Source organism: Nocardia arthritidis (genome assembly GCF_011801145.1).
GTDB classification, from domain to species: domain Bacteria; phylum Actinomycetota; class Actinomycetes; order Mycobacteriales; family Mycobacteriaceae; genus Nocardia; species Nocardia arthritidis_A.
The window spans coordinates 1433713-1446476 of the sequence record NZ_CP046172.1; the positions used below are offsets into that span (position 1 = coordinate 1433713).

At 66.0% G+C, this 12764-nt stretch carries 16 protein-coding genes; 11 read left to right on the forward strand and 5 right to left on the reverse strand.

Annotation, left to right across the window (positions count from 1 at the left end; genetic code table 11):
- Positions 1–38 precede the first annotated feature (38 nt).
- Genes F5544_RS06225 through F5544_RS06240 form a run of 4 tightly spaced genes read left to right on the forward strand, consistent with a single transcriptional unit; the run spans position 39 to position 3541 of the window.
- Positions 39–473, forward strand: coding sequence for a type II toxin-antitoxin system Rv0910 family toxin (locus F5544_RS06225; protein WP_167472288.1), 435 nt, complete (start codon positions 39–41; stop codon positions 471–473).
- Entirely contained in the window at positions 470–1345 is an 876-nt protein-coding gene (locus tag F5544_RS06230) for a MaoC family dehydratase (RefSeq protein ID WP_167472289.1), read from the forward strand. Before F5544_RS06225 ends, F5544_RS06230 begins: the two co-directional genes overlap by 4 nt.
- A gap of 30 nt (positions 1346–1375) precedes the next feature.
- Positions 1376–2254 carry an SDR family oxidoreductase gene (locus tag F5544_RS06235; protein ID WP_167472290.1) on the forward strand — a complete coding sequence of 293 codons (879 nt, stop codon included), beginning with the start codon at positions 1376–1378 and terminating at the stop codon, positions 2252–2254.
- 36 nt (positions 2255–2290) lie between these two features.
- Positions 2291–3541 (forward strand): acyl-CoA dehydrogenase family protein, encoded by a 1251-nt coding sequence (locus F5544_RS06240; RefSeq protein ID WP_167472291.1) that lies wholly within the window; start codon positions 2291–2293, stop codon positions 3539–3541.
- 45 nt (positions 3542–3586) lie between these two features.
- Here the strand turns inward: F5544_RS06240 and F5544_RS06245 are convergent, their stop codons facing one another.
- Positions 3587–4249 carry a hypothetical protein gene (locus F5544_RS06245; protein WP_167472292.1) on the reverse strand — a complete coding sequence of 221 codons (663 nt, stop codon included), beginning with the start codon at positions 4247–4249 and terminating at the stop codon, positions 3587–3589.
- Between the two features lie 54 nt (positions 4250–4303).
- On the opposite strand from F5544_RS06245, the gene F5544_RS06250 reads away from it, so the two are divergent.
- The gene (locus F5544_RS06250; protein ID WP_167472293.1) at positions 4304–4819 is read left to right on the forward strand and encodes a hypothetical protein; all 516 of its coding nucleotides are present in this window, start codon (positions 4304–4306) and stop codon (positions 4817–4819) included.
- Positions 4820–5017: 198 nt separating this feature from the next.
- Here the strand turns inward: F5544_RS06250 and F5544_RS06255 are convergent, their stop codons facing one another.
- Together F5544_RS06255 and F5544_RS06260 are read right to left on the reverse strand one after the other, a co-directional pair.
- Positions 5018–5569 (reverse strand): hypothetical protein, encoded by a 552-nt coding sequence (locus F5544_RS06255; protein ID WP_167472294.1) that lies wholly within the window; start codon positions 5567–5569, stop codon positions 5018–5020.
- An 89-nt stretch (positions 5570–5658) separates the two neighbouring features.
- Complete coding sequence (locus tag F5544_RS06260) at positions 5659–6534, reverse strand: alpha/beta fold hydrolase (protein WP_167472295.1); 876 nt, start codon at positions 6532–6534, stop codon at positions 5659–5661.
- A 67-nt stretch (positions 6535–6601) separates the two neighbouring features.
- On the opposite strand from F5544_RS06260, the gene F5544_RS06265 reads away from it, so the two are divergent.
- Genes F5544_RS06265 through F5544_RS06275 form a run of 3 tightly spaced genes read left to right on the forward strand, consistent with a single transcriptional unit; the run spans position 6602 to position 8336 of the window.
- Positions 6602–7390 (forward strand): exodeoxyribonuclease III, encoded by a 789-nt coding sequence (locus tag F5544_RS06265; protein WP_174867283.1) that lies wholly within the window; start codon positions 6602–6604, stop codon positions 7388–7390.
- The gene (locus F5544_RS06270) at positions 7387–7860 is read left to right on the forward strand and encodes a ribonuclease domain-containing protein (protein WP_167472297.1); all 474 of its coding nucleotides are present in this window, start codon (positions 7387–7389) and stop codon (positions 7858–7860) included. Before F5544_RS06265 ends, F5544_RS06270 begins: the two co-directional genes overlap by 4 nt.
- Positions 7860–8336 carry a barstar family protein gene (locus tag F5544_RS06275; protein ID WP_167472298.1) on the forward strand — a complete coding sequence of 159 codons (477 nt, stop codon included), beginning with the start codon at positions 7860–7862 and terminating at the stop codon, positions 8334–8336. The genes F5544_RS06270 and F5544_RS06275 overlap by 1 nt, the downstream gene beginning before the upstream one ends.
- Positions 8337–8396: 60 nt before the next feature.
- Here F5544_RS06275 and F5544_RS06280 read toward each other — a convergent pair whose 3' ends face one another.
- Complete coding sequence (locus tag F5544_RS06280; protein ID WP_167472299.1) at positions 8397–8870, reverse strand: protein-tyrosine phosphatase family protein; 474 nt, start codon at positions 8868–8870, stop codon at positions 8397–8399.
- 82 nt (positions 8871–8952) lie between these two features.
- A complete protein-coding gene (locus F5544_RS06285) occupies positions 8953–9594 on the reverse strand; it encodes a TetR/AcrR family transcriptional regulator (protein ID WP_167472300.1) in 642 nt (213 codons plus the stop codon).
- Between the two features lie 99 nt (positions 9595–9693).
- Between F5544_RS06285 and F5544_RS06290 the strand changes: the two genes are divergently transcribed.
- The 3 genes from F5544_RS06290 to yhjD are packed head-to-tail and all read left to right on the forward strand — an operon-like array spanning position 9694 to position 12758.
- On the forward strand, positions 9694–10626 hold the full coding sequence (locus tag F5544_RS06290) for an oxygenase MpaB family protein (protein WP_167472301.1): 933 nt from the start codon (positions 9694–9696) through the stop codon (positions 10624–10626).
- A 22-nt stretch (positions 10627–10648) separates the two neighbouring features.
- Positions 10649–11683, forward strand: coding sequence for a tryptophan--tRNA ligase (gene trpS, locus F5544_RS06295; protein WP_167472302.1), 1035 nt, complete (start codon positions 10649–10651; stop codon positions 11681–11683).
- Between the two features lie 55 nt (positions 11684–11738).
- Complete coding sequence (gene yhjD, locus F5544_RS06300; protein ID WP_167472303.1) at positions 11739–12758, forward strand: inner membrane protein YhjD; 1020 nt, start codon at positions 11739–11741, stop codon at positions 12756–12758.
- The last annotated feature ends 6 nt before the right edge of the window (positions 12759–12764 follow it).

The window sequence follows — 12764 nt, forward strand, 5'->3', positions numbered from 1 at the left end:
TTTGCCGATCGGTAATACGAGACCAAGAGGAGTACAAAATGGGCCACATCGAAGCAACCAAGGACGTCAACGCCACCCCGGACGCGCTGTGGGCGGTGGTCTCCGACCCGCAGACCTGGGACAAGTGGTTCACCATCCATGAGCGCTTCATGGAGGAGCCGCCCGCCGTGCTGAGCGAGGGCGCCAAACTGGTCGCCAAAATCGTCATGCTCGGCATGGCGAACAAGCTGGAGTGGACGATCGTTTCCATCGCCGCGCCGAACAAGCTGACCCTCGGCGGCACCGGAATGGCCGGTGTGAAAACCGAATTCACGTTCGACATCCAGCCGAAGGGCGACGGCAGCACCATCGTTGTCTCCGGTGACTTCGAGGGTGCGCTGATCAAGGGCGCGCTCGGCAAAGCGGTGGAGAAGGACGGCATCAAGCAGCTGGACAAGTCGCTCGAGCAGCTCGACGCATTGGCCTCGGCATGACCTCCGAAACCGCGGCCCGGGTCGTCGAATTCGACGATTCGGGCCTGGAAACCTGGTCGGAGGAGGATCGGTTCACGGTCACCGGCGAGCGGATCGCCGAATACGCCGCCGCCACCAACGATCCCATCGCGGCGCACCTGAAAGGCGAGGTGGCCTCCCCGATCTTCGGCATCGTCCCGGTATTCGAGGCGATGATGATGCCGGTCATCGACGTGGTGCCGCTGGACATCTTCGGCCGAGTCATGCACGGGGAGCAGGACTTCCACTTCCATCGGGCGATCCGGCCCGGTGACGAGCTGGTCTCGCGGGCCAAGGCCATCGGCTACGCCGGGCGTTCCAACGGCAGCACCGTCACCATCCTCATCGAATGTCGCACCGCCGCTGGGGAATTGGTCAACGAGCAGTACCTGACCGCGTTCTTCCGCAATATCGACGCGGGCAAGACGGTCGGCGCCGCCGCGCCGCCGCACAAATTCGACGAGGCACTGCGCGCGCGGGAACCGGACGCGGTGGTGCCGCAGCACGTGGACGATGACCAAACCTTCCGCTACTCACCGGCTTCCGGCGACCCGGTGCCGCTGCACCTGGACGAGCAGGTCGCCAAGGACGCCGGGCTGCCCGGCATCATCGCGCACGGGCTGTGCACCATGGCCTTTGCGTCGTGGGCGGTGCTGACCGCGGTCGGCGATTCGGATGTCGACCGGCTGAAGCGTTTCGCGGTGCGTTTCGCGAAGATGGTTTTTCCCGGCGACGACCTGGTGACCAGGATCTGGCGGGTCGGCTCCGAAAACGGCCGCACCACATACGCATTCGAAACTCTGCGCGGAGACGACGTCGTGCTCAGCGACGGGCTCGCCGAGATCGCGGACTGAAATCCCGAGGACGAGAACAGGAGGCACTCGATGGGTGCATTGGCAGGACGGGTCGCCGTCGTCACCGGCGCCGGTCGCGGCATCGGCCGTGAGCACGCGCTGCTCTTCGCGCGGGAGGGCGCCGCGGTCGTCGTCAACGACCTCGGCGGCAGCAACGCCGGTGAGGGCACCGATGCGGGCCCGGCGCACGAGGTGGTCGAGGAGATACTGGCCGCCGGTGGCCGCGCGGTCGCCAACACCGATAATGTCGCCACTTGGGAAGGTGCGAAGAGCCTTGTGACCCAGGCTGTTTCGGAGTTCGGTGGGCTCGACGTCGTGGTGAACAACGCGGGTATTCTGCGCGACGCGTTCATCGCGGGCATGGACGAATCCCAGTGGGACGCGGTGATCGCCGTGCACCTGAAGGGACATGCCGCGGTGCTGCACCACGCGGCCGCGTACTGGAAGGAACAGAGCAAGGCGGGCAACCAGCCGAACGCCGCGGTGATCAACACCGCCTCCGCGTCCGGCACCACGGTCCCCAACGCCGGACAGGCCAACTACGGCGCGGCGAAGGCGGGGATCGCCGCGCTGACCCTCGTCGCCGCCGACGAACTCGCGCGCTACGGCGTGCGGGTGAACGCCATCGCGCCGATCGCGCGCACCCGGCTCACCCTGGCCACCCCCGGCATGGGTGAGATGATGGCGGCCGAGGCGGAGGACGTCGAGGATGGCGGGTTCGACGCCTTCAGCCCGGCCAATATCGCACCGCTGGTGGCCTATCTGGCCACCGACAAGTGCCCGGTCACCGGCAAGGTGTTCGCGGTGCAGGGCGGGGCCATCTCCGAATTGGCCGGCTGGCACGACGTGAAGACCATCGAAACCGATGGGCCGTGGTCGATCGACGATATCGCCGCACGGCTGCCGTGACGATGACCGGTTCGCGGGAACGATAGGAGAACGACGATGTTCGAATGGTCCGAGACCGATGTGTTGATCCGCGACGCGGTGCGCACCTTCATCGACAGGGAGATCCGGCCGAATCTGGACGCGCTCGACAGCGGGGAGCTGTCGCCGTATCCGATCATCCGGAAGCTGTTCGGAGAGTTCGGCATCGACGCCATGGGTGGGGAGGCGGTCGACAAGTTGCTGGCCAGGCAGCGGGCGAAGGAGGTCGGGGAAGCTCCCGCCGAGAAGAAGGAAAAATCTTCCGGCGCAAGCCCGTTCGCTGGCCAGGAATCGCTGATGGCGGTGCTTATCGGCGAATTGTCCGGTGTCTGTATGGGTTTGGTGACGGCGATGGGCGTGAGCATCGGGCTCGGTGCCACCACAATTCTCTCGCGTGGCACGCTCGCGCAGAAGGAGCGCTGGCTCAAGGACATCGTGACCATGAAAAAGGTTGCGTCCTGGGCGATTACCGAACCCGACAGCGGATCCGACGCGTTCGGCGGGATGAAGACCTACGTGAAACGCGACGGCGAGGATTACCTGCTCAACGGGCAGAAGACGTTCATCACCAATGGGCCCTACGCCGATGTGATGATCGTCTACGCCAAGCTCGACGAGGGTGACGGCGCGGACCGGCGGGAACGCAAGGTGCTCACCTTCGTACTGGACAAGGGTATGGAAGGGCTCACCCAGGGCAAGCCGTTCAAGAAGATGGGTTTGCACGCCTCGCCGACCGGCGAATTGTTCTTCGACAACGTCCGATTGGGCCGGGACCGGCTGCTCGGCGAGACCGAGGAGCACAAGGGTGGGGACGGACGGGAAAGTGCCCGTTCGAGTTTCACCGCCGAACGGATCGGTGTCGCGTTCATGGCGCTCGGCATCATCAACGAATGCCACCGGCTGTGCGTCGATTACGCCAAGAACCGCAAGCTGTGGGGTCAGGAGATCGGCCGCTTCCAACTCGTCCAGCTCAAGCTGGCCAAGATGGAGATCGCCCGGATCAACGTGCAGAACATGGTGTTCAACACGCTGGAACGCGGCCGCGCGGGCAAACCGCCGACCCTCGCCGAGGCCTCGGCGATGAAGCTGTACGCCTCCGAGGCGGCCACCGAGGTCGCCATGGAAGCCGTCCAACTCTTCGGCGGCAACGGATATATGACCGAATACCGGGTCGAGCAGCTGGCCCGTGACGCCAAATCCCTGATGATCTACGCGGGCAGCAACGAAATCCAGGTCACCCACATCGCCAAAGGTCTACTCGCCCAATAACCGACAGGTTCCGGGTGCGCACCGACCCCGCACCCGGAACCCGCCTCACTCCACCCGCTTCTGCAACAAATCGACCACCGTCTCCAGCGCCGCCGAGTTCCGCCGCACGCTCTCGCCCACCAGACCCACCTCCGACGCCAACCCATCCAGCCTGTTGTCGACGTTGTAGAGCCTGGAGCCCATACCCTCGAGTCGGGCGTCGACATCCTCGAGTCGAATATTCACCCCTCCGAGGTGGGCGCTCACTCCTTCGAGGCCGGTGCTCATGTCATCGAGGCGGGTGTTCACTCCACCGAGACGGATGTCTACTTCTCCGAGTCTGGTGCCCATGCCGTTGAGTCGGGTGTCGACGTCTTCGAGTTGGGTGTTCACCCCTGCGAGGTGGGTGTCTACTCCTTCGAGACGGGTGCCTACTTCTCCGAGATGAGTGCCCACTCCCTCGAGTCGAGTGTCGACCTCTCCGAGCCGACCGTTCACCCCTTCGAGTCGGGTATCCAACCCGTCGAGCCTCGAGTCGATCCCTTCGAGTCGGGTGCCGAATCCGTCGAGCCTGGAGTCCATCCCCTCGATCCGGGTGCCGAATCCGTCGAGCCTGGAGTCCATCCCCTCGATCCGGGTGCCGAATCCGTCGAGCCTGGAGTCCATCCCCTCGAGTCGGGTACCGAACCCGTCGAGCCTCGAGCCCATCCCGTCGAGCCGGGCGTCCATGCTGTCGAGCCTGGAGTCCGTACCGTTGAGCCTCGCCGCAAGCTGATCCAGCTGATGCGCATGCTGCCGATGCGCGGCCAGCAGCAGCCCGAACTGCCGACCGGACGTCTTCGCCAGCCGCCGGAGCCGCATATCGATGCTTCTGGACGCACAATCGACCCTGTCGACCTTGCCATCGAGATTATCGACCCGCTCGTCGAGGCGACCGACTTGTTCGCCGAGTCCACCGACCTGCTCGCCGAGTCCACTGACTTGTTGGCCGAGTCCACCGACCTGCTCGCCGAGTCCACTGACTTGTTGGCCGAGTCCACCGACCCGCTCGTCGAGTTGACCGACTTGTTGGCCGAGTCCACTGACTTGTTGGCCGAGTCCACCGACTTGTTGGCCGAGTCCACCGACCCGTTCGTCGAGTTGACCGACTTGTTGGCCGAGTCCACTGACTTGTTGGCCGAGTCCACCGACCTGCTCGCCGAGTCCACCGACTTGTTCGCGGAGTTGACCGACCTGTTTATCGAGGCGACCGAAGCCTTCGCCGACATTGCTGCCGAGCTGACGGACCTCCTCACCTAGTTCCTTTACCCGCGCGTTGGTCTCATCCGAAAGCTCGTACAAACCATCGACGTCGCCGCGCAACTGACTCGTGACGCGGTCCTTGTGCTCTGAATTCCCCATGGCCGCAACGGTAATGGCGCCCACAAGCAATATCGACCCGGTTATGCAAATTGTGGATGACTCGCTGACCTGTGGATATCCCGCGTGTCAGATAGATCATCGACTCGGCGGGGCCAGCAGTGGACGGTGCGACATGATCTGCTGCGCCCGCCTGTCGAGCCGCCCCTTGCGCGCTGCCAACCGTTGGTATTCGGTCTCGAGAAATCGGTCTTTGTCATCGAGCCGCGCCAACTCATCGGCCAACGCACGCATCTGTGGTGCGAACATCGCGGTGCGTCGTCGGGAAGCGCTGGTTCGATCCTGCAGCCGTCTGTATTCGAGGGTGACTTCCGCGCCTCGGCCGAGCAGCTTTTCGATGCGGTAAGCCATGAGATTCAAATGCTCGTCGATCAGTTTCGAGTCGGCTTCGACCCCTGCCGTCAGCAGCTGGAATTGCTCGACTGGGCAGTCGGCTTGCCGCTGTGTGGCGGTGATCGTCGCCAGCCTGCGGCCGATCCGCCGCTGTGGTCCCCGAAGTCGCAGTGCCACCATGCCCGCCGTCCGGATTGCCGCGTCGTACTGCGCGCTGACGGTGTCCGCGCGGCCATGAAGCGTGCCGATATCCCCACGCAGGCGTGCGATCGTTAGTTCGAACTCCTGAATTCCCATGCGCGGCAACGTACTCGACCGTGCGGAACGAAACGCCGAGCAAATGCGACACTCGGACGACTCGCCAGCTGTGGGCGAAATCCCGCGTGTCAGACCGCGCGGAGGCGGGTGCGGCTGGCGTAGACGTGTTCGGCGATGAGGGTGGCGATGCGGTCGGGGGCCTCCAGCATCGGAATGTGGCCTACGCCGTTGATGAGGATGCGGTCGGCGGAGTCGGGGAGTTCGCGCAGGTAGCGGCGGGCGAAGGCGCGGTTGGGGATGATGCGGTCGAATTCGCACAGCAGCAGGCGGACCGGGGTGGTCAGGGTGGACAGGTCGCCGACGCCTTGGGCGCGGAAACTGCCGAGGATGAACGGCAGCATGGCCGGGCAGTGCATGGTCGCGGTGATCATGGCGGCGACCTCGCGGCGCGGCACGGCGCCTGCGTTCTTACTCAGCGCGAGCAGGGCGAAACGCTGGACCAGGAAGTTGTCGGCCACGAAATCGCCGAGCCGCTTGCCGATTTCGATGATCGGCACCAGCGACAGGAACTTGAGGCCGACCCGCAGCTGGTTGATCGACGGGAAGGTCCAGCCACCCGCGGGTGCGATCATCGTCAGCGTGCGTGCCCGGCCGCGCCTGGCCAATTCGACGCCGAGCCAGCCACCCAGCGAATTCCCCGCGATATGGCAGGTGCGCCAGCCCATTTCGTCGAGCTGGTCCTCGATCCGGTCGGCCAGCGTCTCGATGTCCACCGACCACCGGTCCACCGGTTCGCCACCCCAGTGCCCGGCCAGCGCGGGCGCGTACACCTCGCAGTGTGAGGCCAGCCGCAGCGCCGACTGCTCCCAGCAGTGCGGCGAGAGCATGAATCCGTGCAGGAGGAGAAGCGGATCGCCCGACCCCACATGAAGTGCCTTGATGGGTTTCGGCCTGGCGGGAACCCGTTCGGCGGCGGCGGGGGACTTGGTGGTGGGTGACTTCATCGTCTGCACCCTTCCTGGACGGCGATGTCCGGGGCGATTCATCTGACCAGCATTGTACGGTCGTCAGGTGCCGCAAATCATCTCGACAGTGAACGTGAACGGTGTCCGCGCTGCCACGGGCAAGACCGGTAAGGGAATGCTCGAGTGGCTCGCGGTCACCGAGGCCGACGTCATCTGCATTCAGGAGACCCGAGCCACCGACGAGCAAACCCGGACCGCGCTGGCCCCGGCCCTCGACGCGGGCTGGCATCTGGCGCGTGCGGAACCGGGGCTGAAGGGCCGGGCCGGCGTCGGGATACTGTCCAGGCGGGAGCCGCGCGCGATCCGGATCGGTTTCGGCAGTGCCGAATTCGACGGCGCGGCCCGCTACGTCGAGGCCGAATTCGACGACGTCACCGTCGCCAGCGTGTACGTGCACACCGGCGAGGCGGATACCCCGATGCAGGACGAGAAGTACCGGTTCCTGCACGAGCTCGGCGCCCACCTGAAAGCGCAGACGCGGGACTTCGTGATCTGCGGCGACTGGAATGTCGCGCACACCGAACTCGATATCAAGAACTGGAAGGGCAATCTGAAGAACGCCGGATTCCTGCCCGGCGAGCGGGCCTGGGTGGACGACATCCTGGCCGCCGGCTACGTCGACGTGGTGCGCACCCTGCATCCCGGCGTGGCAGGCCCGTACAGCTGGTGGTCGTATCGCGGCCGCGCATACGACAACGACGCGGGCTGGCGCATCGATTACCAGCTGGCCCGCGGTGATATCGCGGGCCGGGCCAAGCAGGCGGTGGTGGAGCGGGCGGCGACGTATGCGCTGCGCTGGTCGGACCATGCGCCGGTGACGGTGCAGTACCGATGAGCCCCAAGCTGATTCGGGCGCTCGCGGTGGTGGGCACGGTGGCGGTCGTCGCCCTGCTCGCGGTGCTCGCGCTGCGCGGCAACGGCGGCAGCAACGATCCGGTGGCCGCCTCGCTGACCAAATCGGCGCGGGCCACCACCACCCAGGCCAGGCCGGTGGAGGCGAGTCCGCCCGCGACGCGCGCCCCGGGCGTTCCCGACCGCGCGTACGCGACCCTGCGCGAGATAGATGCGGGCCGCTGGCCGGATTCGGCGAACGCACCCGGCACCAAGGGCGGCGATCCGTGGATGAATCGGGCGGGCACGCTGCCCGCGAAGGACGCCGCGGGCAAGGCGATCACCTACCGAGAGTGGGATGTGAACCCGAAGCAGCGCGGGCAGACCAGGGATGCCGAGCGCATCGTCACCGGCAGCGACGGCTCCGCCTGGTATACCGGTGATCATTACCAAACCTTCACGAGGATGCGCTGATGCCGATCTCGCTGTCCCGGTTCCTCGCTCGCTCCGTTGATACGAAAGCTGCTGCCGGGGAGCATAATTCGCCGGTGCTTGGGGCGCTCGCGGTCGGCGCCGCCGAGCTCGGCGCCGTTCGCTTCGGCGTGCCGCCGGACTACCTCGTCCGCGAATTGCGCGCCGCCAAGATGACCACCGTCGCCGGTGTTTTCGACGAGTTCGCCGCCGCCTTCCAATTCCCGTACTACTTCGGCGCCAACAAGGACGCGTTCGACGAATGCCTGCGCGACCTCGATGAATTCGTCGGGACCGCCGCCGGATACGTTGCGGTGGTCCGGGATTCGGCCCGCTTGCTGGCCGACGCGCCCGGCGAGCGCGGCTGGTTCGTCGACGCTATGCGCGACTGCGCCGACTACTGGGCCGCGAAAGGTATCGCGTTTCGCGTTGTGCTGCAGGGTGAATCGCCGCTGGCGGACGTGCGGCTGACCAACTAGCCCTGTGCCGGAGTCCCAACCGGTGCCGCGACCCAGCTCGGCCGGACCTCGACACCGGGCCTAGGCCGAATGCGGTCCGGGATGCCCGTTCGTCAGGTATTCCACGAACGCCTGATTGTGCAGCGCCCATTCGGACCGCCTACGGCGCACCAGCTCGATCGCGTCGGCCACCGGATAACCGAGCCGCCCCAAAGCACCCGCGACGACGAGCCCGGACCGGTTGTAGCCGTATTCGCAGCGGACCAGCACGCGTCGACCGGAATCGACCGCCCCCGCGGTCAATTCGGCGAGACGGAAAACCTCGTCCAGTTGCTCGGGCAGGAGCGGGCGGTCCGGGATGTTCAGGTAGTGGTGTTCGACGTCGGTCCCCGGACCGTGCCCCTCGCGTTGGAAAAGGCTGACCACCACGTCGAATTCGGCGCGCACCACCACCGGAACGCCGCCGCGGACCCAGTGGCCGCCCATGGACAGCCCCCCGACGATCTCGTTCCATGGTTCGTCCGCCATCGGTGCGGGCCCGATTCTGGTCACCATATGTGCACCCACCTCCGCCGACGAGTCTACGGCGCACCGGGATCGGCCGGCTGGCTCGCGAGAACCGCTGCGCGACTTGTTTTCACCCGCGCCGGATGCGCTGCGCGAGATCCTCGCCGAGCAGCACAAAGACGTCGGTGGTGTGCTCGATCAGCTCGTCACGCGACAGCGGCAGATCGTTGCGCAGCCATGCGGTGAGGGTTTGCACCAGCCCACCGACCAGGTAGGTGGCGCGGAAGTCGATGACGGGATCGGGTTCCGGGTCGGAGATCTCGTAGAAGTCGATGCCTTCCGCCGCCACCATCTTGGCGAACATCAGGACCGTCTGATCGGTGCGGGCCCGCAGCTCGGGCGTCGACATCCCGGCGATGAGCGCGACCTTGGCCTTGCGCGGATCGTCGGTGAGCAGGTGGATGCCCGCGGCGATCACCGCATGCGCCTTGGCCCTGGTCTCCGCGGGCGCGTCGCGCAGTGCGGCGATGATGGTGGTCGCGAGTTCCTCGACGATCCGGTCGATGAGCCCGGACAGCACGGCCTCACGGCTGTCGAAGCTCTCGTAGTAGTAGCGCTCGTTGAGTCCGGCCTGCGCGCACAAGCCGGAGACGGTCAGCTTGGCCAGACCCTGTGTGCCAACGATTTCCAGCGCGGCGTCCAACAGTGCGCTTCGCCGTTGCGCGCGGCGCTCGGCCGCGGAAACCCCACCATAAGTCCGTTGCCCCGTCACAAGTCGATTCTGGCACGGGCACAATTCTGGCAGAGTCTATTGCCAGAATCGCCGCAGTGCGGGACGCTGATACCGGATGGTCTCGACGAGGAGGCGACTATGAGCGATTCCGGGTATTTCGCCGACAACTCCATGGCGCGGCGGGTAATGCGCAAACGCGCCGTCGGACTCACCTACGGACAGCGGGCGCTGGTGATCGGCGCGGTCAATCCGCTGCTCTACGTCGGGACGGCGGAGAACACCGAGCATCGGACCACCCCCTACACCCGCCTGGCGCTCACCGGCCATCTCTTCGAGGCCGTCTTCCTCGGCACCAAGGAGGAGGCCGACCGAGCGCTCGCCTTCACCCATTCGAAGCACGCCAAGGTGCGCGGCACCCTCCCGGAGGACGCGGGTGCGCACCATCCCGCGGGCACCGCCTACTCCGCGCACGACCCGCACCTCATGTACATGACCATGGCCTTCACCTTCGACTCGGCCGAGGTCATGTACGACCTGCTGGTCCGCAGGCTGACCTCGGGCGAGCGCGAAGGCCTCTACCAGGACTATGTCCGCTGGGCCGAACTGTTCGGCATGCCGCGCACCGCGGCCCCGGCGACCTACCGCGAATTCCGGCGCGATTTCGATGCCTATCTGGCCTCGGACGAGCTGTTCCTCACCGAGGAGGCCCGCCTGGTCGGCTCCTATCTCGCCGGGCAGGTGGTGCCGTACCGCCAGAAGATGCCGGTGCATCAGGTCGCTTCGGCCGTTTATCTCCTGGTGCAGGGCAGCCTCCCGTCGCGCATCCGCCGCATGTACGGCATCCGCTGGGGCGCCACCGAACAGCTCGCCTTCAAATCGCTGACCCAGGGCATCCGCACCGCGCATATCGCGCCGCCGCTGGTGCCTCGGGTGTGGCGGGACGCCCTGGCCGGGCCGAGTGCGCCGATCTACAAACTGGTGTCGCGCGGCGAACACAAGCTCGTCAAGGCCGGTCGCCCGAGCATGCCCGGCGTCGACCCGCGCAACTGGGTGCAGCGCAATTCCGCCTGAGCCGCCGTGCGAAGATGCGGGTATGTCCAGTCCTGCAGCATCCCCGGGCACCGCTGAACGCAAACAGCGGGTGCTGTCCGGGATCCAGCCCACCGGCGTCTCCTTCCACCTCGGTAATTACCTTGGGGCGCTGCAGTATTGGGTCACCATGCAGGACGAGTACGACGCCCTCTACTTCATCCCGAACCTGCACGCGATCACCGTCCCGCAGGATCCGAAGGATCTGCGCCGTCGCACCAGGGCCGCGGCCGCCCAGCTGCTCGCCATCGGTATCGACCCGAAGAAGTCGACGCTGTTCGTGCAGAGCCAGGTGCCCGAGCACGCCGAGCTGGCCTGGGTGTTGAGCTGCATCACCGGTTTCGGTGAGGCGAGCCGGATGACCCAGTTCAAGGACAAGTCGGTCAAGCAGGGCGCCGAGAACGCGACCGTCGGCCTGTTCACCTACCCGGTGCTGATGGCCGCCGACATCCTGCTATATCAGGCGCATCAGGTGCCGGTCGGCGAGGATCAGCGTCAGCACCTGGAGCTGACCCGAAATCTGGCCCAGCGCTTCAACACTCGCTTCAAGAAGACCTTCGTCGTCCCGGAGGCGCATATCGTCAAGGGCACCGCGAAGATCTACGACCTACAGGATCCGACCGCAAAGATGAGCAAATCCGCGTCCACCGACGCGGGCCTGATCAACCTGCTCGACGATCCGAAGGTGAGCGCCAAGAAGATTCGCTCCGCCGTCACCGACACCGAGCGCGAGATCCGCTACGACCCGGAGCAGAAGCCGGGCGTCAGCAATCTGCTGGTGATCCTCAGCTCGCTCACCGGAGCCCCGATCGTCACGCTGGAGCAGGATTTCGCGGGCAAGGGTTACGGCGACCTGAAATCCGATGTCGCCGACGCGCTGGTCGAATTTGTCACCCCGCTGCGGGCGAAGGTGGAAGAGTATTTGTCGGATCAGGGCGAACTCGACCGCATCCTCGCCGCCGGGGCCGAGCGGGCGCGCGAGATCGCGGGCAACACCCTCGCACGGGTTTACGAACGGGTCGGTCTGCTGACGCGATAAACGTTGGCGGCCTGGGCCGGTCGGCGCCTGCGAGGCTCTGCAGAGGGGCGAACAGGTGCAGCTGATTGACAATGTCAAGGCCAAGATCGAGCGGTGGATCCAGGCGCATCCGTGGCTGGATCACCTCGTCCGCGCCGGTGGGCGCTATCAGCGTCAGCGCGGGGACTACTACGCGGCGGGAATCACGTATTTCACTGTGCTGTCGCTGTTTCCATTGCTGATGGTGGGTTTCTCGATCGCGGGATTCGTGCTGTCGCACAATCCGGATCTGCTGCGGCAGATGCAGCACAAGGTCATCGACAATATCCCCGGTTCGCTGGGCGGTCAGCTCAACGACCTGATCAATCAGGCCGTCGCGTCGCGCACCAGCGTCGGGGTGATCGGTCTGCTCGGCGGGGTCTACGCCGGGCTCGGCTGGATGGCCAACCTGCGGGCCGCGCTCACCGAGCAGTGGGAACAGAAGACGCCGGAACGCAATTGGTTTCTCGGCAAGCTGTCCGACCTCGGCGCGCTGATCGGGCTCGGGCTCGCGTTGACACTGTCGCTGGGGTTGTCCGCGGTGGCGTCGAGCACCTTGGGTGCGCGCCTGCTGATTTCGGCGGGGCTCTCGCACGCGCCGGGGGCCAGGCTGCTGCTGGTGCTGCTGTCGACTCTGCTTGCGCTGCTGTCGAGTTGGGCGGTGTTCGCCTGGATCATCGCCCGGCTGCCCCGCGAACCGGTCACCCTGGCCAGCGCCGCCAAGGCGGCGTTGATCGCGGCGGTGATCTTCGAGATCTTCAAGCAGATCGCGTCGTTCTATCTGCAGATCGTGCTGCGCAGCCCGGCGGGGGCCGCCTTCGGATCGATCATCGGGTTGATGGTGTTCAGCTACATCACTTACCGGATCATCCTTTTCGCCACCGCATGGGCCGCCACCGCCGCGGAGAACATGCGCGAGGCCGATATTCCGCCGCCGGGTGCGGCGATCATCCGGCCGCGGGTGAGCGTGCGCGATCTGTCCATGGGCGCGGGCGCGGCCTTCTTCGGCGCGGGCGCGCTCGCGACGCTCGTGCTCACGTTCTTCCGGCGGCGGTGAGGTAAT